We start from the raw sequence: 23,832 nt of genomic DNA on the forward strand, positions 1-23,832 counted from the left end.
TAGCGCGTGTCGCTGTGCGAGCGCGCCGGACGATGGCGCTGCTTACTTGTTCAGCAATTGGCTATTGATGAAGGAGACGACGTCGGCGGTCTCGGCTGCGGCGCGTCGGGTGATGGTCGCGGCCGCAGGACCACCATGCAAGAACGAGGGAAACCAACCGAAATTGCGAACATTCCAGTCTTCCTTCGGGAGAACCGCTCGGTTTACACCGGGTACCGCAAAGCCCTGCACTTTCCTTTTGAGTGGCTGCGCCGTCTCGGTATGACAGCTCACGCAATCGGTATTGAAGAAGTGGCTCTTCTTCGTATCCGCAACGATGTTGACGATCTCGAGCACACGGCTATTGGGAACGTTGCCATCGATGAAATCGGCCGTGGAGACGCCCTTGCGGTTGGAAATCGCCAAGGGAGGATTCTGCAGCGCCGCGTGGCGGCAGGTCACTGGATTCTGGTTATTCGTGACCGGCCGCGGGACCACATGCGTGTCGCCGACGATGCTGAACATCTGCGCAGCATGGAGGCCATCGAGCGTCGGGCCCGGCACTGGTATCAGCCCGGACTGCGGCACCCTTAGCATCGAAACGAACACCCAGGGTTCGGGCGGTGAAATGCCCATGACAGCCATAGTGTTGAGGCGTTGCGGCGAGAGATGCTTCTCCAGCACGGCTTTCACCGCATCACGAAACGGCTTTGCAGAGGAGCCGACCAGGCCGGGGTGCACGTTCATGTCGCCGGCAGTCGAGATCTTGACATTGCCGAACTTTCCAGCGGCAAGTTGATCGCGCAGAGCCGCAATGTCCCGAATGATCGCCTTGAAAGTTGCGTCGTCAGGCTTGAAGCGCGGGAATGGCGCGCACCCCTCGAGCGGCGGATCGGGATCGAGGTTGAAGCTGAAGATCAGGTGGCCGGCAGTGTCATGGACCTTGAATCCGTCAGGCCCATTGGTCACGGGTTGAATGATCAGCCGGATTTGCGGCTGCCGTCCAAACTGGGCGACGACGTCTGGGGATAGGCCCGGTGCTCCCGGATCAATCCGGATGCCCGCAACGAACCAGGCATCGATCTTTTTGACGGCATCCGGCAGATGGATGTGGCGCGCGCCGGAGTCCGGCACGCCTTCGCGTTCGGGATTTTCGGCGTTTGCGATAAAGCGCGCGAAATCCTCATCAGACAACAGCCGGTGCGCGGCCCCAGCGGGACCGGCAAGGTCGGAGATCGCAATCAAATTGACGAGGTCTGCAGGCGTCTTGGGAGGCGGAAACAGGATGGACACGTCGTTGGCCGAAAGCGGCTTCGATGACGTCTGGGCCTCTGCTGTTGCTGGTCCCAAAGCACCGCAGAAGATCAGTCCCGCTGCAAGCAGATTTATAAGGACCCACCCAAGCATCGAGCGGCGGATTTCACCTTTCGCCATTGTCGGCAATTCCTCATGTAAGATTGAAAACTCGAACGTCTGATCGAGATACAACCGTCTTCAGCGACATATTCTGCATATTTTGGCGCGCAGCCGCGGATAAAGGACGTTCACTCGCTACCGTAAAACTTGCTTTGCAATGTCTTGAGTTGAGTAGGATGCAAAGCCTCGTCTATGCAGTTGAAAAACATCTCACTTCTTGCATTGACACGCTCTCGATCAAGGGGGCCATGGTCCATGTCTGTTTGCAGGGCGCGCACGGCGATCCAGTCCTTTGACGGATCATTGAGCAGCTCAAACAATGTTCCATTCTGATAGGGATGACGCTGAAAATGAGCGAAAGCCACCTTGGCTGAGATCTTCGCATCACGCAGTGCGTCGGGGAGCGCGAGGAGATCAAGCCCTTCCAGATCGCCGATTTCTTGTATCTGGCTCTGCGCTTCCTGATATTGCTCCCGCCCCACCAGTTGGTACATTCCTCGTGGGCGAAACAGCCAACCGTCGTCCGTCCCCGTCTGGTTTCCGAACGGGTTGCCCTCGTAGCCAAGAACAAAATTCGCCAATTCCTTGGGATGATTGAGCAATGCCTCGATCGCGATAGGCGGTTTATTCGCCGCCACCAGATCAGCGTTGTTTTTGGCGATCCGGTCGCGCCATTTGCGCGGCAATTGCGAGACCGCGCTGTAAGAGAAATTCTCGCTGCTGCGGGTAAAATCAGCGCTGTCGTAGGAGATTGCTCCCAGTATATAGGCGAGGATCCGCGGATCGGTTTCTGCGACGCGATCCCATTCCTGCAACAACGCCTTGACCTGCTCGGCCTGAAAATACGCCATATAGCTCTTCCGATATGGCGGCAGGGGCGCCGGAGCCGGCGAATGGTCCTTGATCGATACCGCGAGCTGGTGCTCGTAGGCGGCAACTTGGTCGCGGTACTTCTGATAGCCGCGCTCCTGCAACCACCTCCTCTCGTAACAGGCAAGTAGCGGCTGCGGCTTGATCTTTGGAGCGGGCCGGTACTCTTTGCCCAACTCGTCGGCGTAAGCAGCTTGGGCGAGCTTAGCATCTCTGAGCGTTTCAAAGGCAGATGCGACGGATCCATTCAAGAGATGAAACAATTTCACCTGTAGGCAATCAGCATTGCTCTGCTTGGTCCGAGATTGATCGAAATCATCCTTTGGCACGCAATCCCAAAAGCGACCACTGCTCAGCGAGATGATATCGTCGGTTTGCTGAGACAGGGTCCAGCCAAGCGGCAGGCTGTAGAACAAGCCGGTTATTTCGGTGCGGCCAAATGTCGGAAAACGCTGTACGCTGGCAACGAGGTCGCTTTCCGGCGCGCGATCGATCGTGGTTGCGTGATTGAGTGCGACATAGGTCCGCGAGGTACGCGTGCTCAAAAGCGCGCGCACCGGCTCCATGAGCTCACCGAACATGAAGGACCCATGATCTCCGAACTGGCCGCTCACCAGCGACAAAAGATAGATTCGGAACTTTGGCGCATCGGAAGTGCCCTTGATGCTGTTGAGACGCTCGATCAGATCGAGAGCAGTCTCGATTCCGGAGTTCTCGACATAGCCACCGTCCACCAGGCGCGCCTGTGGATTGGCGGTCATGCAGTCATTCTTTAAAGGAACCGTCGCCGCCGGCGTCACCCATGGAAAGCGCGCGCTGGTAAACGCCGCCGCGCTGAGCGGAATGTGGAGAGAACGGCTTGTGACGGTTTGATCGGGGCCAATGCCGGTGCGATCAAGCATTGCCAGAATGCAAAGGTCCTTGTCTTTCGCGTGCAGCGGGTCGATATCGAAGGGAGAGATCACAACTCGCTTGCCGCTACCGGCATCCGTCGTATTCAGCAACAGCGCGGGCATATTGTTGTTTGGCGCCCAATGTGACTGGAAATCGGCCTTCAGCAGGTTGGACTGTGCGCCGGTCCCCTTCTGGTTCCTGAGCATTCGGTCTGCGGCATTTTCCAGCGTGTATTCCAGAAAGCGCGCGCGGTCGAAACTTGGAATCGCGAACGGAGAAAACAGCTGGGTGAAATCAGTAAAAAGAAAGCCGGCAACCAAAGGCGAGAGAAAATCCGTCTCCAACACGCTTGCAACGCGCTGTTCTACCGGCCCGGACGCGTCGATGTCCTCGGCGCGACCGACGCCGGCGAGAAAGTCTGCGATCTTGGGGCATGTCTTTGCGTCGGGAGCAATCGCATCAAGTGGCGCATTGTCGGCATGAAGCGCAGCCGCGAAGACTGCCGAGCCGACGCTTCCGCCGGAGACGCCGCTGATCGCAAACAGATGTTGCCGAAACGCCGGACAGAGATCCTGCATTCTGGCAAGAAAGCGGGCTGCGTTGTTGGCTGCATAGATGCCACCGCCCTGGGCCGCCACAATGAACACGGGATATTCGCCAAGCCTCTTGGCCTCGGCGACCCGCGGCTTTTGCAAAATCCATTCGCGAAATGCCTCGACCGCAGAGATGCGGGCCTTCTCTTCCGGCTGGCCGGCTGCGATGGCTAATGTACGCAGGCCGTGATCGTCACTTCCAAATAAGGACGCAACCAGGAACAGGCTACCGAACACAACCGGTATGAACGGGAAATTGAGCCTGATTGTCAGCAGCGCAAAGTGCGTCGAAAGAGCAACCACGCACATTGTAAAAAGAGCGATCACGCCAAACGAGCCAACGAATTGCGCAAGCCTATCGGGAAGCAGGAGGAAGCCAGCCGTCAATAGCGCGATGCCGGCGATCGTGAGCGCAAGAAATCTATAGCGGATGAAATAGGCATTGTTCGCCCGGCTCGCGAGCTCGGTGGCGCGATCTCTTGCTCCCATCCGCCAGGCAAATACAACAAACGCTACGAGCAGGATGAGCATGGCGAAGGCCAGGATGAGCAGCAGGTTGCGCTCGAAGGCAAGCGCCTGAGCCTGGATACGGAAGATGCTTCCGACTTCCTCGACCTCGCCGATCTTTTCAGCCGGCCGCGAATCGAGTTGACCTAAGGTCGCAGCGAGTATGGGCAATGCGCCGAGGATGACGGGTGCAAGTCTGATATAAAGGGCCAACCGGCCTGTCGCGCGCGGCATGCGAGCTATTGTTGCAGCGGTGAGCTGAAACGCAGCCGCCCAAATCGTTATCGCGATCACGCCAATGGCGATGAACTCTTTGACAGTTGTCCAGCCAATGTCGTCGGCGCCTATTCGGTAGAGCTCCTGAATTTGATCCGGCAGGTAGAGCAGAACGGAAATGGCGACCGAGAGAATGATGATCCATCGCAGGTTGCGCAATAGTGTGAACAATTGCTCGCGCACAGTCATCGCCTCGTCCCCTAAACTTTCTACGTCAGAAGATCTCAGCAAATATTGGCTTCGATTCCAAACACGGTCGAGGTCTCATCGAGCACGAATGCCGAAGAGCGCTCGCCGCCCCCAACGAATAACAATAGATCCGCTATCGGGCAGCGGGTTGAAGACAATGAACTTAACCTGCAGTAGTGGCGCGATTTATCGAATATTTTGCTGGACGGTCAAGAGATTTTCGATGTGGATGAGGCGAAATGGATTGCTCGATGTTTTTCATCTCGGTCCAATGCAGTTGCGCACTTTTTCCTCGCTCATTCGACTGAGACGCAAAGAAGGCGCACGGCGCCGCCGCACTTCTTCCTGCTATCGTCGGTCGCATTCATCGATCGGTCCATTGATCGATGCGTCTTGACGTTGACGAGGGCTCGGACGCCTTTAAGACCTAGCCTTCTTGAAGCCGACTTTGAGCAAGAGGAGAAGAGCTTGCGCGCGGCGAGACCGCGGACGCGCTCAACCCGGTCCGAGCATCAATGATCGTGCGCTGACGCCAGACGTTCGCGCGGATCTCGGCCGATCGGTTCCCCATACCCGGCGATTGAGCCCACTCCATGGATGAACACGTGATGACCTCGGCCTGGTCGAAACCACCTCGCTCTTGGACAGAAAGGCGCCCAATCAGCACCCGCGTTCGTGGTCGGTACAAGTCGAGGATTCCGCGAACCGACAACGCAAGCCCCGCCCCGGCAGATGTCATTTGCCGCCAGAAACAGCCGCACGTTAACATGGCAGCAGCGCTTCAGATCGCCCTTTGGAGGGCACGGCCGCACAAAGAGCCGCGCTAGCTGGGTGTCTCAACCCAGGATAAGTTCGGTTGGTGTGATCAGACATGCACCCTTCATTCCGGTCCGAACCATGAAGTGTACGGTTTAGCGGCATGAGCACGCAGGCAACTGACCAGCGAGACAGCGATCAAGGTTTTTTCTCCTCACGCCCAACGATCACGCAGTTGATACCCTCGTTGGTTTGGAGTCTGTCTGCTGTCTGCATGCCCGCGTAGCGCCGCAGGCTGAGACATCGCTGACGATGGGTCCGATGGCGCGCGCCCAGCATTGTCTGTCCGATTCGGACAATCGCCTGGACATCGAGCAACTAATCAATATGTAAGAGCCGCATCAGTCATTTGCGTCTTTGAACAAACCTTGCATCGATCATCGTCGATGCCTTGTGAGCGTATAGTCAAAAGGGTAGCGGGACGCTTGCGCGTCGGCTATCAACCCGGCGAATTTTAGAACGCGGAATCATATTCGGGCAGTCACGGCTTTGGACATCACCGACGAGCAGTGGCGGGAGAACGCTTTCAGCATTCCCGCCAATCTGAGAGCTGTGCCTCGCAGCGAGGACGACGACGGTTTGCGACACGCCATGCTTATGGTCTGGGCCGAGCTCGCCAAGGCGTCGGCCACGATCAAACATTTATACTCGCTTGTCCCGGAATCGATGATCCTCGAGTTCGCTGCTACGCTCGACATGCGAGCGCCCGACTATGGTCTCTCATTCGGCGGCACGGAGGCCTACGAGGAAATCGTGATGCGGCTCGGCGGTTGTCTTCGCGCCATGGAGCGTGAATACACCGAACAGGATCTGGGTTCGAGACCGACTGATCCAGCCGGGTGGCTCGTCGAACACGCAGGGCATTGTGCCTATCTGATCCCCATGGGGCGCTTAGCGTGGAAGGATCCAAAGGACCCTGCCCAAGACATGCGCAACTTCGACCAACGCGGACTTTTGCGTCTTCGGTTCGTCCCAGCTGTCGTGGACGGCGCGAGGGTTCAGATTGTGAAGGCCGACCGGATGGCCAGGAAGTCGTCGGCATTCGGGGCCGTACTGTTTCCTGATTCCACCTTCGACTGCGACGAAACACCGACGAGGTTCTTCGTCAGAGCGGTCAACATTCCCAATGGCGAAACCATTATTTCCGATGCGTGCAAGGCGGCTCACACCGAACTCTGCATGACCACCGTGTTTCCCGAACTCATGATTGACCCGCAATCACGTCGTCTCATCGAAACTCAACTTGTCGAGAAGCCCTGGCTCACCGAGGGTGAAATGCCGGACGCACCTGGAATCGTCGTCGCAGGCTCCTGGCATGAAGTGGAGAACGGCGAGCGATACAACATTGCTACGATCTACGACGGTCACGGCGAGCGGATTGCTCAGCACAAGAAGCGGATGGCTTACAAGGACGCTGAAGGCCGCGTGGAAGACATTCGGCACGGAACTGAGCTTGTGGTCGTGGTGCTGGAGGAAGCCCTTTTTGGCTTCGGCATCTGCCTCGATTTCTGTAATAGGTGCTATCATACTCCTTATGGGTGGCTCGACGTCGACTTCGCAATAGTCCCGTCATGCGGCAACGAGGTCACCATGGACGGACACATCCGGACCGCGAAGGATTTGGACAATGAGCGAAAAACCCGCAGTTTTGTGGTCCAACAGGCCTATCCGCCACTGGGTCAGGCTGCCGGTTTTGTCCTGAATCCGGACGGGAACTCATCGCGCTGGGCGGCAAAAGAACTTCTGACAGGCGCTCCCTGGAGCGTTTTCCGCGGCTAAACGTTACATGACCGTTGACTTGGCGTTAAAGGGCGCCAATGTAAAGCGTACCAAAATGAGTTCCACGCCCCTTTCTTAGCTGGTCTAATGTCCGCCACCGACCGCAAGGCCTTCGAAATATCGCTCGATCGGATCGGGCGCGGCGATGCGACGCCGGCCGAAGCGGCCGCCGCGATCCGCAAAGCGCTAACCAGCGAGCCCTCTTTGGCAGAGCGGGTCTATGATGTGCTGCGCGACGTCACGTGGCGCACGCTGACCTCGCGCTCCTTCGGCGGCGAGCTTTCGCAATGGTTTGAGGTGGTGCGACACGCTGCGGCACTTGCCGCCAGCAGAAATGCCGGCGGGATGTCGGAGAGAATGCGCGCCTTTGCCGACCTGATCTCGCAGTCAGCGAGATTTGCTGAGCTCCAACCATTGGAAGAGGTCCTTAGTCGAAAACACACCAAGTCGCTTCTGAGCGCCATCGCAGGCGCCGGTAAGGCCGTTAGCAACATCGCACTGATGAGTATTCTCGGCCTTCGAGAGTCCAACCTTTCGAGGGTGACCGGTGCCCTGCAGGGAACGGGGCTGATCGAGCGATCCTCATCGGGAAAGGAAGCAAGCTTCGCGCTGACTGACCTCGGTCGCCGCGTGGCGCGGGAACTCGACATCGCCGTCAATGATCCAGCCACAGATCGCGAATGGTGGCATCAAGCGCCCTATCCGTTGGCGATCTGGACGGCAAGCGGCGAGCCGGTCGGCGCAAATGCGGCGTTCTATCGACTAACCCGTTCAAAGGAGCCTCATGTCCTCCCGTCGCTTGCCGACTGGAAAATGACAATTGCGAAGACGGCGCGCGATGAACGGTTGACCTCCAAGGATACTTGGCGGCTGCAGATCGACGACGCGACTTGGATACAATTCATGGAGACTGTCACGTCGGATGGTTGTCTGTGTATCCTTGGATCAGACGTATCTTTGGCCATGAAGGCGATGAGCGAAATCGAACATGCGCTGAAAATCGCAAAGGAGGCGGAGGCGCTGGCCCGACGCGAGCTCGCAGATATAAAAAATCGCCTGGTGGCTTACCAATCCGCGAATTCGCACGTCAGAGACGAGATCATGAGCGTTGCCGCGCGGTCGAACCAGCGCGTGCGCGAGACTATCCATGGCTGGACACACACCACGGACAATCCGATTGTACCGAACGAACTGCACGCGGTGGAGAAGGATCTTGGCGCAATGCAGGTCGCAGTGCGTAACCTCATGGGCCCCGTCTTTACAGAGGGCAAGTTTGCTTCCGGCTGGATTGACCCGAACCATGTCGTGACAGAAGCCATGAACACGGCAAGGGAGCTCGATCCGAGTATTCATGCCACCGCATCGTTCGGCAAGGTTCCGAGAGTACGTGGTGCGGCATCCCCACTGCGTACGGTTCTCAGTCACATGGTCCTCATAGGCACTCGTCATGGCGCATACGAATTTAGTGGTGCGTTGAAAGGATCCAAACTGGTCACAACGGTACGCGTCAAAAGCCCCGATGAGCACGCGCAGCTCACGCCGTTCGAGGTGGTGACGAGTTCCGGTCTCGGCTATTGTCGTGCCATTGTGGAAACCAACGGCGGAGCTTTCGAAGTACGGGAAACCGATTCGGGAACTGACACCATGATCGTGTTTTCTTGGCCTGTAGAGGGCAGGACTGCGCACGGAGGCAAGATAAAGTACGGACCACCGGCCAAGGCGATCAAATCGCGCAGGCGCCCTGTTCGCGGAATCGTCGATTAGCCGCTGAGGCTGCGGCTCGATGATTGGCTTGAGCCTGCAATCTACCGGAACCCGCCCTTCAATCGTTTGTTGGCGGAGAACCACGGAGGTCCACGATAGTCGTTGCATTTTGTAGATGCCTCGCCGCAGACATGCTTACGCCAACGTCTTGGACCTCCGCGCACCAGGGCAGTTGTGCCGAACCGGCTGCTGAGGCGGACTTGGTGGCATCGATCCCTCTTCCGCGCATTCATCGATGGCGCAGCGCGCTCGTCATCTATCGCTTAAACTCCCGAACGCGCTGGCGCGACGAGGTGGGCGGCGAGATCTGGCCGTTCCGAGGGCGTCATTGCTATGAGACCGGTACGGCCGACTTGAACATAATTCCATCAGCCTGCGTTAGTCGTACGCATCCGTCGGGCGCCGTCTTGCGTGACGCGAGGAAATTCACGAAGTGTGTAGCCTTAAGTCTAGCTTTAAGGTCATCAGGTCGAGGTTTTGGGCGGGCTGGTGCGGCGGCGGCGCTGGTCGCAGGACGACAAGGCGCGGATTGTCGAGGAGACGTTGGTGCCGGGCGCGAAGGTGACTGAGGTTGCGCGCCGCAACGGAGTCGGGGCCAACCTGGTGTTTACCTGGCGTCGACAAGGACGGACATCAGAGCAGATCGTACCATCTTTTGCGCCGGTGCAGATCATCGCTAAGGAGGTGGAGGAAACTCCGAAGCTTTTGCCTGCGGGTGACGGCCGAGTGCGTTCCGTGGCAGCTGCGCGTACTGGATTGATCGAGATCGATCTTGGCAACCGACGACGCATCCGAGTGGACGCGCATGTCGACCCGGATGCGCTGGCGCGGGTCCTCGAGGTGCTTGAGCGCCGATGATCGCCATACCGGGCAATGTGCGGGTATGGCTTGCGACTACCGATATGCGCCGAGGCTTCGCGCCCCTGGAATGCGAGCCGCGGCCCTGGAAGATTATCGAGCATGTCCGCGAAAAGTTCTCCTGCCGGGAGCGAGGCGATTACAGAAGCGCCGGCCCCCTCCCATCCGATCCCACGAGGCCCCGCCTTGTAGGCGCCGCGCCATGGAGATCATACTGACCGGACGAAAGGTCACCGCTGACGTGGCTCTTGGCATCGGTCTCTGCGAAAAGGTGGTCCCCGGCGCGACCGAAGAGATGGCTCACGTATCGCCTGGCTTCCGCAGGCTGCGTCAACGCCTATCGCCGGAACGCCTATGAAACCCATGGTCTCGGCGTACGGGACGCATCGAAACGAGAGTGGGCGAACGGACTGGAGGCCCATCACCCATCACAAGGAAGGTGCTGGAGGCGGACCGCGCCTTGCCGCCGGGAGGGAGCGCCATGGATCGTTCATCGATATCGCCTAACTTCGTCGGTCCAACTCCGATCGAGGTCAGGCTTGACGAAAGTATAGGTGCTGCCCCGGATCCCCAGCTCAGCGCAGTATTTCGGCCATGTTCCCCATGAGTGGCCAGGCAATCTGGTCAAATCCGCCAAACCCGCGGGCCATCGAACTTGCAACTCTAGGACGAATGGCCTTAAATCGCATCCGCGGGGGAAAACATGGACCACGATCAGAACCGTCTGAGATCGTTGATTGATCTCGGAGAACACATTCTCGCTGCCCTTCATACGATATCGGACGCGGCCCATGACGCGTTGTCGCAGGGGCAGTTCGGGCCCTCACCAGCATCCCTTCTGCGGCAGTCGAACATGATGATCGGCGACGCGAAACCGGAGCGCTTCATCGGCGCCACCGCCGCCGAGACAAGGGACGCGCTGCGCAGGTTGACTGTGGACCCATTTGTGGCCCGCATCGAAATCGACTGGACCGAAGGCAAGGCTCATAAGCAGGAGACCTACTATCTGGCACGCGGGTCCACCTGTGGCTTTCTCTCGACGATTCCGAAGGCGCATTTCATCAGTTCGCTCTCCGACCTGGGTGCGATCGCCGAATTCGACGCGGGCGAAATCGCCGAAATCACCACGAAGGGTCGCGATCGGAAGGGGCGGATCCTCAAGAAAACGGTTCTGTCTCCCAAGCTGCAGGAAACGATCTGGGATGCCGTAATCAATTCCTTCGATATCGCGGATTGGGGGACGGTCTCCGAAATAACCCGCTCGGACTCCCTAAGAAAAGCCATCCAGTCGATCACGACGCGCCTCGGCGGTCCGGGAGTTCTCGACGACGTCGTCGGCGAGCTGATGAAGCAGATCGCCGAAGCACAAGCCGAGCGAAGTCGAACTAGACGCAAAGTTGTAGAGCGGATCGCGCTCCGCGACCAGCCAATCCTCAATCGATTCCAAGGCGAGATCTTTCGTCTGCCGCTGGATCGGCGAGTGGTGATGCTGGGTCCGCCAGGTTCGGGCAAGACAACCACGCTCATCAAGCGGTTGGCCCAAAAGCGAACATTCGAAGCGCTCACCGAGGGCGAGCGCAATCTGGTCGCCGGGTACTCCCGAGAGAGGTTCATGGACGCCGCCAGCTGGGCGATGTATTCACCGTCCGAACTGCTCAAAGAGTACTTGGGGCGCGCGTTCGCCCGCGAAGGCGTTCCCGACGACCGCAATGTGCGCACATGGGACAAGGAACGCCCGTACATCGCGCGCGATGTGCTGAACATTCTGCGGTCGGGCAGCTCCGGACGGTTTCAGCTCGAAGCGGAACGGTCGATCTTGGCCGACGAGAGCAGCGCCGGGCTGGCGAGACTGCACGACGAGTTCTCGCGCAACGTAGAGAGTGTCCTGCTGACCCGGAGCGAAGAAGCGATCTTGAGATTGGCAGCAGTAGGCGATCCCACCATAAAGCGCTTCGCTCTGGAGATCCGAGCATCGCTCGGAAAGGACGGCAAATTGTCGTTCGACGACATGCTGCGCCTAGTCGATGCAGGCGACGACCTGCGCGGCGAGATCAAGCGGATCGACGATCGAATCGAAGCCGAGACCACGGGCGCTCTCAATTCGATACTGCGGCGGAATCCATTAGTCTTCCAGGAGACGATGGACGCGCTTCCGCAGTTGCGGGGCGACGACGAGGATGCCGGAGAGGACGATGGAGAAGAGGATCTCGCGCAGGGAGTTCCACCCGATATTCGCTCCGAGGCTCTGGAACTGCTGAAGAAGACGATCCGGGACCAGGCGCGCGCTGAGGAAGCGCAAGGCCGGATCGGCGGTCGGTCCGCCCTCGTCAGCGAATTGGTCGGAGCCCGGATGCCCGACCGTTCGCAACTGAAGCAGCTTGGATCGGATATCGTGCTGCGTTCCCGAATACGGGCGTTGGTTCAGGCTCCGCGGTCGGCGGTCTTGGGCGTGCCGGCGATCTACTCCCGGTTCCGCCGCCAAGCCGTCCGCGAGGGCAGCGCCTTCTTCAAGACGGGCTCCGACGTTTCCGCCTTCGTCGCCCGCCACCAGATCTCCGCGCACGAGGCGGACATCCTCATTCTCGTGATGCTTCGCAACGCACGTCGTTTCGCGGCGCATGCCGGGAGCGGCCGCACCCACGCCGCAGCCCGCAACGAGTGGCTTGCACGCATCCAGAGCAGATATCTCGCTCAGGTCTTCGTCGACGAAGCAAGCGACCTGTCGGCGGTGCAGCTTGCCTGCACGGTCGAGATGGCCGACCATCGGATGCGATCCTGGTTCGCTTGCGGCGATCTTCGGCAACGCATCACGGCGCACGGCATCTCCAATACTTCCGAGATCGAATGGGTAGGCCGACATACCGGCGTCCGCATCGATGTCTGCAAAGTGAATGTCGGCTACCGGCAGAGCCAAAACCTCCGCGAGCTATCGAATGCATTCGCCATGATGCTCGATGCCGATGCTTCCGAGCGGACCGAGCCCGTCAAGGGCGACGAGGAAACCGATGTGCGTCCGCTCCTCGCGGAGAAATTGGAAGGGCCCATGCTCGCAAAATGGCTCGCCGACCGGATCATCGAGGTTGAAGCTGCGGTGGGAACGCGCCCCTCGATCGCGGTATTCGTCGACGAGGCGGCGCTGGTGGATCCTCTGGCCGCAGCGCTGCGGGACTGCCTCAAGCCACAGAACATCGCGGTCATGGGCTACAAAGACGGCCTGGTCATCGGCGACGAAAGGGAAGTCCGAGTCTTCGACATCCGACACGTCAAGGGAATGGAGTTCGAGGCCGTGTTCTTCGTCGGCGTCGACGACATGGCTTCGCGCAATCCAGACCTGTTCCACCGTTTCCTCTACGTTGGGATCACCCGCGCCGCAACCTACCTCGGTCTGACCTGCCGCACAGCACTGCCCAATAGCCTCGCCGCGCTTCGTCCCCATTTTTCGACCAGGCATACCTGGAACGATGCCGACGGAGCCTGCTCCGCCTATTGAACCAATTGCCGACCCGCCTCAGCACGTGTAATTCCGCATCCCGTCCCCAGCGTTCATCGAGCATTTACATGCAGACGAAGTCATTCGATTATCCGGCACTTCTGGTCCGTCAGGGATCGGAGTCTCCGCCTCTGGTCCTGTTTTCGGCTTCCGCCGTCGACATCGAGCAATGGGTCGGAGTTCCGCAGAAGACGCGAATACTCGACGATGGAGAGACGATGGGCTTCCAGCGGGACGACAATCCCCGCCGCGTCGAACAGATCGCGCAATTCTATCAAGATCCGCACAACGTGATCCATAATCCGCTGCTTTGTGCGATCAGGAAGGAGGAGGGGGTGGAAGTCTCGTTCGTGCCGACAAATCAGGCCGAACTCAACAACGCCAACTGCGCCGGCAAGCTGACGATCACGCTCACCAAGCGTTCCGAGCAGCCCTTGGTCGAATTGTTCCGCGACGCGAGATTGGCGCTCGAACAGCGCGTCCCTGAGCTAAGCAATGTAACTCTCTCGAACGAAAAGCTCGCTTCGATCAGATCGCGTATCGACCAATCCGTTCCGATCGAAGAGCGCGACGAAGAAGACGAACGGGATGACGATCCTGAAGAGGGCGGCGGATCGGATACCCCGGAGGAGGCGCTGTTCGACGAGTCACACGTGGCGGAGTTCTGGCAGGAACTCAAATCGCGCGAGGTGCTCCTAGGAAAGCTCCCGGACTTCGACCAACAGGAGTTCGTCGGCTTCTCGCGACAGGCCGTCGAGGCGTTGCTGCGGCCGATCGTGCTGGTTGACGGCCAGCACCGACTTCTAGGAGCCCTAAAGGCCGCCCGTGATTCGATCGACGAGAAGAGCGAGCCGTACCTCGCGCGTGTGGCGGCATTGCTCCAGTCCGGCACGCCTGCCGCGGATATCAATCATACGATGCTCGACGAGAAGTCGCGGAGACTTCCGATATCCCTGCTCCTCGACGAGAAGCCCGGCGAACACGTCTTCCAATTCGTCATCGTGAACCAGAAGGCGACCCCGGTTCGTCCCGCTCTCCTCGGCACGATCATATCGACCAGCCTGTCCGAGGGCGAATTGGACCCCATCAGTGAAAGGCTCGAAAAGGCCGGCGTCGGACTGGAGGAAGCGAAGGCCGCGACATTCTTCGCCAGAAATCCGAACAGCCCTTTCGCCCACCTGGTCAGCCGCGGGTTTGACGACAGCTCCTCGGACCTTCTGCCATGGACGGTACTGCGGACGCTGATCAACATCTTTCGTAACCTCAGCGGCGCGAAATTCTTCCACCAGGGCTCGGGCGGTCCGGACTACGCGAAAGCGTGGGCCCATTGGTGCCTAGCCGGTTCGGAAATCGTCGATTCCGATTCCGAAGACGTCGAAAAGCTTCGCAAGGCTTGGGCCGAAGGCGGCGGGCCGTGGCGCGATGTATTCATGGCATTCTGGACCGCGGTCAGAGACAATTTGGGCGAAACGGAGAATACCGAAGCGCCGAACTATTGGGGACGTCCCCGGACCTCGAACCTCTTCAACAAGCCGATGCTGATGACGCTCGCCACGGACTTCTTTTCGTTCATGAACGATACGCGGCGGACGATCGCCAGCGCCGACGACGTCAAGGCGGCCGTCGACGAATGGCTGCGGGACGTGAAGAAGCAGTATTTCGCGCGAGACTGGAAGTTGGCCGGCGTCAAGAAGGATTCGGTCGGAACACGCAAGCAGTGGGCCAAGATCTGGTACAACTACCGTCGGGATCCCTTGCGCGTACCCGCCGTCAGCGCCTTCTCGGTACTGTACAAGGAAGGCTGATCCAGTGTCGCTGGACCGGATTCTGAAGCACGTATCCGAGACGTCTCTCGAACCCGAGAGCTACTGGCGGAAGGCCGATCTGGTGGCGATGTCGTCGACGCCGCCGGACAGCATCCTTTCGCGGAACGACACGGTCCTTCGCGCCGATGCCTATGCGCTTTGGTTCCGCTGGTTCATCCAGGGCGTCTGCAATCCGCTGCGGTACGTCGAGGACGACAGGAAAACGATCGTGGACGTCATGGCAGATGCCCTTCCGCGCGTGTCCGAACTGTACCGCGGCGAACCCGAAGGCGATCGTTTCGAATTGGCCACGGGCATCGCGAAACACGTGATGGCCGAGGTCGACCGTCGTCGAAAAATCGGAAGGATAAACGCCGCGGCGAGCGAAAAGCGCGATCTGGTCGATGCCGCGCTCGGCCAACCAAGATGCTGGGTATGCGGCTTCGAGTTCTCGAAGGCCGCTGTCGACCTCTTTCTGAGGAAGAAGACCGGGGCGAAGCTCGTTCTGCCCTCGCTCGTCGACATCTTCAGACCGCGCGGATTGATTGATCGCGATATCAAGATCGAGGTGGAACATATCGTGCCGGTGGCAAGCGGCGGAGGCGGCAAGAGCAACCTCGCTTTGTCGTGCGGCTGGTGCAACAAGAGCAAGGGAGCGCTCACCTCGCTATATGACGCGGATGCACATGCCCCCTTGGCCAGATTCAAAGTCGGCGCGACCTCCTGGCACGAACTGCCCCATCCCTTCTGGACCGTGAGACTGCTGGCGATACAGGCCCGATGCGAGTTCTCGGGTCATGGAGGTTGCACGGCGACCAGCAAGACGGACGAATTGTTCATTGCACCATCCGATCACCGAGGTTCTCCGAACCCAAGCAATCTCCACGTGTTCTGTACGAAGCACGATCCGTACGCCGCCGACAGGTTCGTCAACCGCACCGACGCCGCTCAGATCTGGAAATCTCGGAAGCGAGCGAGCTGAAACCTCGGACCGGTCTGGCCGGGGCATATCTGCCCGGCCAACGCTCTGCGATCCGCCGTTAGAAGCGTCGAGCGAATGTGCCGGAGGACTTTCCGTACACGCCTGCGGGAAAGATCTCCTTATTGACGTACGCGAGATTCGCGTCTTCATCACCGCTACTGGAAGAGGTCTGTTACGTGAAACAGAAAGCATTGGAGCCCAGCCCGCTCGCTCTATTGAACTTTCTTCGTGATCGGATGGCGATGACCGCAGTGTATCAACCTGTGATCATTCGCGAATTGCTGATCGCAGGAGGCAAAGCAACCAAGGACGAACTCGCTCGTGCGCTGATTGCTTACGACGCACAAGTTACGGATTATTACACGCGAGTTTTGATGCGGTATCCAAGGTCGGTGCTGGAAAGCCACGGTGTCATTCGGTACGACGCTTCGACACAATCCTTCGATCTTGTACATTATCCGGAGACGTCGGATGTCCGCCAACAGGCTGTTAAGATTTGCGATGAGCGCATCTCTGTCTGGCTCGAATCGAAGGCTTCCGACCGGGATAAGCCGACCGCTTCCATGCGGTATCTGGTGCTCAAGGAAGCCAACGGAAAGTGCGAGCTGTGCGGAATCTCGGCGTCAATTCGTCCGATAGACGTCGATCACATTGTTCCAAGATCACTGGCGAACAAGCAAAACAAGGTAAAACGGGGCACAGAATGGCTCCACGTCGATGACCGGCAGAACCTTCAGGCTCTTTGCTTCAGTTGCAACAGGGCGAAACGTGATGCGGACGACACAGCTTTCCGCACGGAGCAAAAGCTGGTTCGGGACCGAATTCCCGCACTTCAAAGGTCGGTCGGAAGGCGGCCCGTCGTGAGACGGCTGGACGGCTCCCGGCTTAAAGCAGCCCTCCTCGACAAGCTGGTCGAAGAACATGCCGCATTGATCGGCGCCCACAATCGACAGGCCAAGCTCGAAGCAATCGCCGACCTCATCGAAGTCGCTACCTCCATTGCCGCTCAGCTGGGCTTGAGTGAAAGCAAGCTCCTTGCCATGCGCCGCGAGAAGAACCGAACATTCGGGAGTTATTCAAAAGGCTATTATCAAGCGAAGGGATAGACACCTCATCTTCATCGCTCCAAGTCTAACATGGAGCTCAATGTCGTTGCGCTCCGACAAGTCGGTGCCCTTTCAGTCTCAATCCGCGTACGCGCAACGCATCCGCCCAACCTTGCGACATGCCGATCTTGTCGGTTTTTTCATACAGGCCCTTGGCCTCCTCGATCCGGGTAAGCCGTGCGAACTTCTCGCGCTCGGGAAAATCCGCCGCCACGAACAGCTCCTTCCGATGAAGAATCGGCAGGTTCGTCTGATATCTGTAGTCCCGATGCTTGACCCGGAAGGTCTGCAGATCGACGGAAGTTGAAGCCGCCAGCGGCGGATGAGCGTCCTCCATAAAAGTCGGGTAGCTGAGGTATGAGACCTTCGGTTCGCCGAGATGGAGCTTGACGATGTTTGCTTCTGGCACGCTCCCCAGATAGGCGCGCGCGCAGCCCTCGTATAGCCGCACCAGCGGCGCCAATCGCTCTACGGCACTGATGTGGACGTAGAGTGCCGAGGGCGTCCTTTTCCCGATTTCCGAGGTTCGCAGTGCCTTGTCCACCTGGTCGGTCCTGCCGAGAGAGTAAAGCAAGTCATCAGCCTGCGCGCACGCATTGGCGTAACCCTTAAAGAACGATCGAATATCCTCCCGCAGCGGACCGGATAGATCTTTCATCTTGGGGCGCCGCGAGAACCGCGCCAAGGCCAGGTAGATCAGGAGATCCTCGCGCCGCATAGATGCGACTAACGTCAGATGGGCGCCGTCCAGTGCCCTGACGACGACTTGCATGGCTCGCCTGAGCGTGCCGAACGCGGCCAAAATCGGAGATAAATCGGCGACTTCGCCCTCTAGCGGCAATCTCCCGTGTGCGTACATGAAGTCGGACAAGGGCCTCAGTGTCTCTTCGTGAGCCTTGAACAGCTCCGCCGTCTGATCGCTCCGAGGCGGCAGCACCCGACGCCGATATCGCGACGAAATGAATTCGGTCCGGGCCTGTTCGTCACGGAAGACGTAGAAAATGCCTGGGGCGGCTGCAACCGAAAGGACACCTAGGGTGGAATCGATCCAGGCACCGAGCTCATCCTGTTCGAAGAACTTCTGGAACGTATTGCGTATCGTCAACAATCCGTCGGAGTAATTCCGGGTGCCGCCTGCAAGTTGAGCTTCGAACGTCAAGCGCCCGCTTACGATCAGGACGCTCCCGGTTATCGCCCAAGCCCGCCGCAGCGCTTCGCAGCGCTCGATCGGATCCTCGATCACGTTGACTACGTAGCCGATGTTGACGACCGAGGATCGGCGAAACTGCCCATCCGGGCGGTGAACCGGGTCCCATCCCACCACGTCGTAACCTTGCGATTTGAGAAGCGAAAGATCACGCCCCAAACCGCATCCATAGTCGAAAAAGTCGGCGCTGGAGGTCAGTAGCCCGTCGGCGATCGCCGTCCTGACCGGACGAGAAAGATCCGGCCTCAGGATCGCAGTCTTGTAACGTGCGATGGCTTCCTGCAAGATTCCCCCTCACGAGGATTCCAAAGCCAAACTGACAAGATCGTCGATGCGACGCAGACTCCGGTTGGCGAAAAGATACGAAATTCCCCGGTGTAGATGAAGCCGGAACTGGTTCGCCAAGACGTCGGGCTCCGTCGTAAGGCCATCGCGCAGACAGCGCTCCTTCAGGAGCGCATAGTATAGATCCGCGTGACGGCCACCGAATACCCGCCAGCTCATCTCAACGTTACTGTCGGTGGGTATCTTCGAAGGCGAAGGCTTGGTCTTTTCCGCAAGCGATATGCAGAAGGCCCAGCGGCAAAGCACGTTCCAGTGCTCGATTCCGGTCACCCTCTTCAGCTTGAGAAGCTGATCCTTGGCCTGCTGCGACAGGCGGATGTGCTCGATACCCGTCATGCCGCCTCGCGTTCCTCGAAATAGCCGGGTACGATGCGGGTACCCCCGGTCGCATCGTCGTAGACCAGCTGATAAGCTCGGCCAACCGCCGGACGGATCATGCGCAGGTACGGACCAGAAATCTCCTCGTCGGTGGACAGCAGAAACACCTGATGGCTGGCCTGCGGAAAGTACCGCTCGACCAGGTGGGTACGATGATTCATGTCAAGACGACCCAAGGGCGTGTCGATCGCGGTCGGCAGCGGCCGGCCCGAGGACTTCGCCAAGCCCCACAGGACGGCGATTGCCAGCAGTTGCCGCTCGCCCGCCGACAAGCGTTCGGTGCTCACGACGTCTCCACCCTTGCCGTACAGGGTCAGTCTGTACGTTTCAGGGTCGATCGACAGCTTGGAGAAGAGGGAGGACTTCCGGAACAACTGCAAATAGCTTTCGTAGATCAGCTCCTCGATGCGGCGCAGATGACGCTCGACGACGGCCCGACGGAACGCCGGCAGGATGTTCCTCACTTTTTCCGAATGTCGCAATATGCGTTCGCGGTCCTGCCGGCCGCTTTCCACCTTGGCGTCCGACTCCAGCAGCCTCGCGAGATGCTGCTGCGTCCTTACCAGGTCGCGCCCGATCCGGTCGACGTCGTGACCGACTGAGGAATATTCCGCCTCCATCCCGGCGATTTCCTTTTTCAGAGCCTCCCGATCCCTGACGATCTCCGCGATAGTCTCCTTCGCCGGTATGCTCTGCGTTTCCTGCTCGAGGCGCGCCTCTCGGGCTCTATCGTCGGCCACCTTGGCGACGAGAGCGGTCGCGTCCTTTCTAACCGCGTCCAGACCACCGCGGATCAGAAACTGGATATCGCCCCGTGCGTCGGACCCGATATCGAGCACGGTATCCATCTTGCCGCGGCGCGCACGTTCGGTCCTGTCCTCCTCCAGGAAGTCCTTTAGGGCCTTCACCGCAGAGCCGTCCTTGCAATTGGCCTTGAGGTACTTGAGAAGGGACTCGTCGCGCTTCTTCACTATCGAGTTCAGATCGCGCGCCGTGCGGATCTCGCGCTCTTTCTCGTCGCGCTGGTTCGCGGATTGGAGGAGGTCCGCAACCATCAAGAGCGGAAGCGATCCAGCCGTCTGCTCGCGCAGAAGACCCACTCCCGCTCTGACCGCCTCCTGGGCCGTCGAAAGAGCCGCCTCGAGCGAGGCCTTCTGCTCGAACAGAGGACCGCCGATCTTACGATATCGGGCTTCGAGATCCTTGAGCGCCCGCTCCTTCCGATCGAGCTGATGGCTTCTTATCGATGCCCGCTTCTGCGTGAGAGCGGTCATTTGGGCCCGAAGCTGCTCCAACGATGATTCCGCCTTCGCTATCTCGTCGCGGAGGCTCTCGTCCTTGCTCTCGGTCTTTTTGCGTTTCTCGTAGACGGCGAGGTCCTTTTCGAGCTGATCGACCATGTCCAGGCCTAGAAGGCTCTGGATCGCCGAGCCGATGAGAGCGGATGAATTTTCGTCGGATGCGTAGCTCTCGATCTGCTCTCCATCGAACAGAAAGAGGTGCGCAATCTGGGAGGGCATGAAATCGTCGACCTGGCTCGCCCAATTGTCGGTTAGCGCAGGCTCCGAGCGACCGTTCTTGATGACTTCGAAGCGCTCCTTGCAGGTCGCACCTTGACGTTTCCAGGATCGGATCAGGAGATATTCGTCCTCCTTGCCCTCGACGGTGTGTCGAAACGCCAGTTCGACCGAGGCCTCGTCGGCCCCATCGCCTTTATGGATGCTCCGGTCCAGATAATCCGAATATCCGAGTGTGTCGCGGTTCGACAGTTTGGCGTGCGTGCCGTACATGCAGAGTTGGATCGCATCGATGAACGACGTCTTTCCTCCGCCGTTCAGCCCGCCGAGCAGGATGACGGGCTTCTGGGCAGAGGGAGGCGTGAGCTCGACCGTTTGCCGTCCAGCATAAACGCCAAAGTCGTGCAGAGTCAGACGATCGATGATCATTTCGGCATTTCCAGCGGGAGCAGCAATTCAGGCAGTTCCGGCTGCTCCGCGGAGCCGAACATTTCATCCGAAGCCCGCGATCTCGCCGTATCCAACGCATCGCGCCGACTGCGCGCGCGTTCGATGGCATCGTCCTCACTATCGTAGAAATTTCGCCGGAACGCCTGTTCGACCGCATCGAACAGACCGGCGCGTCGCAGCATGGACTTGTGGCGTTTCTCGACCGACAGGAGCTCGCGCGTGAGCTGGAAAAGGAGCTCGTCTTCGCCGCACATCTCGCGCAGGATCGTCATTTCGGACGAGCCCACGACCAAGTTGTCGTCGATGGGCCCGCCCTGATACCTTCGCCCCGTCGCCTCCTCGTAAACGGCCGGCAGGCTGTCCTCGATCTCGTGCTTGTCGATCACCCACAAACGGCGGATTTCCTGCAGTTCGCCAGACGTGATCAGTTCCAAGTCGCGCACCTCCGCGGGTCCGTTCGCGCGGATGTGTTCCTGCGCCTTGAGCACCTTGCGGAGCCAATTCTCGCGCACCTGCTGCCGGTACGGGCCCGGTATCGGCCTGTCGTGAAAAAGTTGCACCGAGCCGTTCAACCGTCGGAAATCGCGCAGAGGACGATCGCCCTCCGGCGTATCGGGGGGGTCGAGCTCGTTCCTCAGCTCGAGAAGCGGAAGCATCCATTCTTTTTCGTCGTCGTTGAGGATCATAGCTTGCATCGACTTGTCCTTCTCGACGAGCGTACAGACCCAGCAGCCGAACCGGCTGTCGCCGCAGCTGGGCGTCGTCGTATCGACGACCAGAGGACATTCGCCGTCCGCGGAAGCGCCCTGATACATCGTGAGAAGATCCTTGTTGTCGAAACCCCAAGGATTCGGCACCTGCATCAGGTAGAGCCAGACGTCGTCGTTGCTCCAGTTCTCGATCGGGCTGTAGACGAAGGAATTCGGAAGGGAGCCGTTGGGGCTGAGCTTGTCGCGCACCCGCTTCTGCTCGTATTTCTCCATGACGCGAGCCCGGACGGCGCTCTCTGCCTTGCGCGTACCGAGGACCAAAATAGCTTCGCCGTGCTTCTGCACGACCGACTCAATGAATTTGGTCGAAGGATTGATCTTTAGGCGTTCCGTACACCAGCGGAATTTCGGCCGGGGCGCCGGATAGCCACGACCAATCAGATTGACCCAAAACGTGTTCTCGGTGACCGGAGTCAGACGATGAGGGGTGAGTGGAAGTCCCGCGCGCCGCGCCTGCTCTTCCATGCGGTCGAGCGACTTCCTCACCCAAAGTGAGACGATGGGGTTCTCGACGAGGGTGTCGGTGCTGATGACATAGACCGGCTTCTGACGTCGTTCTGCCGGTATCGCGGCCAGCGCGTTCCAAACCAGCTGGAGGGTCGCCGTCGAGTCCTTCCCGCCGCTGTAGCCGACGACCCAGGGGATCTCATCCGCCAAATACAGATCGGCCAGTTCCTCCATATAGGAGGCCACCGCCTTCTTCAGTCCCTTCTCGGCGAAGGCTGAGACGGTCCTATCGCCTTTTTTGGCCATTATTTCCCCGTTTGAGAGCGTCCTCGAGCCTCGCCTCCTCGGGCGTGAGCGGCAGCTTGAGGTGCAACTTGATGGCATTGGCCGTCAGGGCGACGTTCTGCTCGTTCTTGGAGACCCGCCCCCCTATCAGCGCTCGACCTTCCCACAATCTAGCGTTTGCCCTGCGCCAGTCCATGTCCCCGATGGGCGCGAGCTTTCTTGTCCACTGCTTCGGAAACTTCCGCAAAAGACAGTTTCCGGTGCGGGCGATCGCCTGCAGCACGACCCCGTGGGAATGGATGTAATCGGTCCTAATTTCGCCCGCGGTCACCAGGCCCTTCCGCACGCGCTCCCATTCCGAGATATGGCCCGCGACCTGCTCCCAGAACTGAAGTGCCAAGGCAGCCTGCTCGGCGGAATTTTCGGATTCGGAGTCCTTCAGGAGCTCGCTCGTCGCGCGATAGATGGCGCTGAGAGTGAAAAGTCGCCGCGAGCGAGGCGAGAGAGACGTCTTCTCCAGTTCCACCACGTCCCTGAAAACCGGAGACTTGGCTATCAGCGACTTGGCCAGCTGCGCCACCTCGTCCCTTTGATCATACAGAACGCCGAGCGAGCTAGACGGCCGGATGGCATATCGGTTGAGATCGGCGAACATCTGCTGGCAGCGCTCAAGCCCCAGATCGAGGAAGAACACTACGGCAATCGTCTCATCGGCAAGTTCCGGCCGCTCTCGCAAGGCCATTTCGATGGCCGCGCGGCGGTGCTGACCGTCGTTGATGATGAAGCGGGCGGACATTGGAATACGGAGCAGTCCAATGCGGCTTGCCTCCCCTTCCTGCCCCCACTCCTCGAACCTCACCTGCGCATCCACGGACGCGGTGATCGCCGAGAACACGTAATCCTCCTCGTTCTTGACGATATATCGGGAAATCTCGGGCAACCGCGATCTATTCAATTGGCGCTGAGCGCGCAGCTCCGGGACCATTTCCTCTTCGTTGAAGAGGAACAGTCGCGGCAACAGCCGGAGAGGACACATCGACACGTAGTACTCGCGCTTCGCCTGCACGCCGCGGATCGCTGGAAACTGATACTCGAAGCCGTTACTCATT

General features: G+C 59.2%; 14 protein-coding genes. 7 read left to right on the forward strand and 7 right to left on the reverse strand.

Features of this window, described 5'->3' with window-relative positions:
- Positions 1-42 precede the first annotated feature (42 nt).
- On the reverse strand, positions 43-1,413 hold the full coding sequence (locus ACVMB0_RS00410; protein WP_461344891.1) for a hypothetical protein: 1,371 nt from the start codon (positions 1,411-1,413) through the stop codon (positions 43-45).
- 110 nt (positions 1,414-1,523) lie between these two features.
- Positions 1,524-4,724 carry a hypothetical protein gene (locus tag ACVMB0_RS00415; RefSeq protein ID WP_461344892.1) on the reverse strand — a complete coding sequence of 1,067 codons (3,201 nt, stop codon included), beginning with the start codon at positions 4,722-4,724 and terminating at the stop codon, positions 1,524-1,526.
- A gap of 1,305 nt (positions 4,725-6,029) precedes the next feature.
- Here ACVMB0_RS00415 and ACVMB0_RS00420 point away from each other — a divergent pair.
- From ACVMB0_RS00420 to ACVMB0_RS00450, 7 genes are all read left to right on the forward strand, one after another.
- Positions 6,030-7,319 carry a hypothetical protein gene (locus ACVMB0_RS00420; protein WP_461344893.1) on the forward strand — a complete coding sequence of 430 codons (1,290 nt, stop codon included), beginning with the start codon at positions 6,030-6,032 and terminating at the stop codon, positions 7,317-7,319.
- A gap of 87 nt (positions 7,320-7,406) precedes the next feature.
- A complete protein-coding gene (locus ACVMB0_RS00425; RefSeq protein WP_461344894.1) occupies positions 7,407-9,083 on the forward strand; it encodes a hypothetical protein in 1,677 nt (558 codons plus the stop codon).
- A gap of 477 nt (positions 9,084-9,560) precedes the next feature.
- Positions 9,561-9,941: an IS66-like element accessory protein TnpA gene (tnpA, locus tag ACVMB0_RS00430; protein ID WP_461344895.1), complete on the forward strand. Its 381-nt coding sequence runs from the start codon at positions 9,561-9,563 to the stop codon at positions 9,939-9,941.
- A 703-nt stretch (positions 9,942-10,644) separates the two neighbouring features.
- Entirely contained in the window at positions 10,645-13,431 is a 2,787-nt protein-coding gene (locus tag ACVMB0_RS00435) for an ATP-binding domain-containing protein (RefSeq protein ID WP_461344896.1), read from the forward strand.
- Positions 13,432-13,499: 68 nt separating this feature from the next.
- Entirely contained in the window at positions 13,500-15,236 is a 1,737-nt protein-coding gene (locus tag ACVMB0_RS00440; protein ID WP_461344897.1) for a ParB N-terminal domain-containing protein, read from the forward strand.
- Positions 15,237-15,240: 4 nt separating this feature from the next.
- A complete protein-coding gene (locus tag ACVMB0_RS00445; RefSeq protein WP_461344898.1) occupies positions 15,241-16,218 on the forward strand; it encodes an HNH endonuclease in 978 nt (325 codons plus the stop codon).
- Between the two features lie 176 nt (positions 16,219-16,394).
- Positions 16,395-17,324, forward strand: coding sequence for a hypothetical protein (locus ACVMB0_RS00450; protein WP_461344899.1), 930 nt, complete (start codon positions 16,395-16,397; stop codon positions 17,322-17,324).
- A 37-nt stretch (positions 17,325-17,361) separates the two neighbouring features.
- Here the strand turns inward: ACVMB0_RS00450 and ACVMB0_RS00455 are convergent, their stop codons facing one another.
- The 5 genes from ACVMB0_RS00455 to dndB are packed head-to-tail and all read right to left on the reverse strand — an operon-like array spanning position 17,362 to position 23,831.
- A complete protein-coding gene (locus ACVMB0_RS00455) occupies positions 17,362-18,816 on the reverse strand; it encodes a DNA phosphorothioation-associated putative methyltransferase (protein WP_461344900.1) in 1,455 nt (484 codons plus the stop codon).
- A gap of 9 nt (positions 18,817-18,825) precedes the next feature.
- Positions 18,826-19,212, reverse strand: coding sequence for a DNA sulfur modification protein DndE (gene dndE / locus ACVMB0_RS00460; protein WP_461344901.1), 387 nt, complete (start codon positions 19,210-19,212; stop codon positions 18,826-18,828).
- The gene (dndD, locus tag ACVMB0_RS00465; RefSeq protein WP_461344902.1) at positions 19,209-21,200 is read right to left on the reverse strand and encodes a DNA sulfur modification protein DndD; all 1,992 of its coding nucleotides are present in this window, start codon (positions 21,198-21,200) and stop codon (positions 19,209-19,211) included. Before dndD ends, dndE begins: the two co-directional genes overlap by 4 nt.
- Positions 21,197-22,744 (reverse strand): DNA phosphorothioation system sulfurtransferase DndC, encoded by a 1,548-nt coding sequence (dndC, locus tag ACVMB0_RS00470; protein WP_461344903.1) that lies wholly within the window; start codon positions 22,742-22,744, stop codon positions 21,197-21,199. The genes dndD and dndC overlap by 4 nt, the downstream gene beginning before the upstream one ends.
- Positions 22,725-23,831 (reverse strand): DNA sulfur modification protein DndB, encoded by a 1,107-nt coding sequence (dndB, locus tag ACVMB0_RS00475; protein WP_461344904.1) that lies wholly within the window; start codon positions 23,829-23,831, stop codon positions 22,725-22,727. The genes dndC and dndB overlap by 20 nt, the downstream gene beginning before the upstream one ends.
- Between the last annotated feature and the right edge of the window lies 1 nt (position 23,832).

Source organism: Bradyrhizobium sp. USDA 4451, from assembly GCF_054822585.1.

Bases quoted from the DNA above. Each gene is read 5' to 3' on its own strand.
- ACVMB0_RS00425 (WP_461344894.1), top strand. From the start codon at position 7,407: ATGTCCGCCACCGACCGCAAGGCCTTCGAAATATCGCTCGATCGGATC.
- dndC (WP_461344903.1), bottom strand. From the start codon at position 22,744: ATGGCCAAAAAAGGCGATAGGACCGTCTCAGCCTTCGCCGAGAAGGGA.
- ACVMB0_RS00410 (WP_461344891.1), bottom strand. From the start codon at position 1,413: ATGGCGAAAGGTGAAATCCGCCGCTCGATGCTTGGGTGGGTCCTTATA.
- ACVMB0_RS00415 (WP_461344892.1), bottom strand. From the start codon at position 4,724: ATGACTGTGCGCGAGCAATTGTTCACACTATTGCGCAACCTGCGATGG.
- dndE (WP_461344901.1), bottom strand. From the start codon at position 19,212: ATGACGGGTATCGAGCACATCCGCCTGTCGCAGCAGGCCAAGGATCAG.
- ACVMB0_RS00440 (WP_461344897.1), top strand. From the start codon at position 13,500: ATGCAGACGAAGTCATTCGATTATCCGGCACTTCTGGTCCGTCAGGGA.
- ACVMB0_RS00435 (WP_461344896.1), top strand. From the start codon at position 10,645: ATGGACCACGATCAGAACCGTCTGAGATCGTTGATTGATCTCGGAGAA.
- dndB (WP_461344904.1), bottom strand. From the start codon at position 23,831: ATGAGTAACGGCTTCGAGTATCAGTTTCCAGCGATCCGCGGCGTGCAG.
- dndD (WP_461344902.1), bottom strand. From the start codon at position 21,200: ATGATCATCGATCGTCTGACTCTGCACGACTTTGGCGTTTATGCTGGA.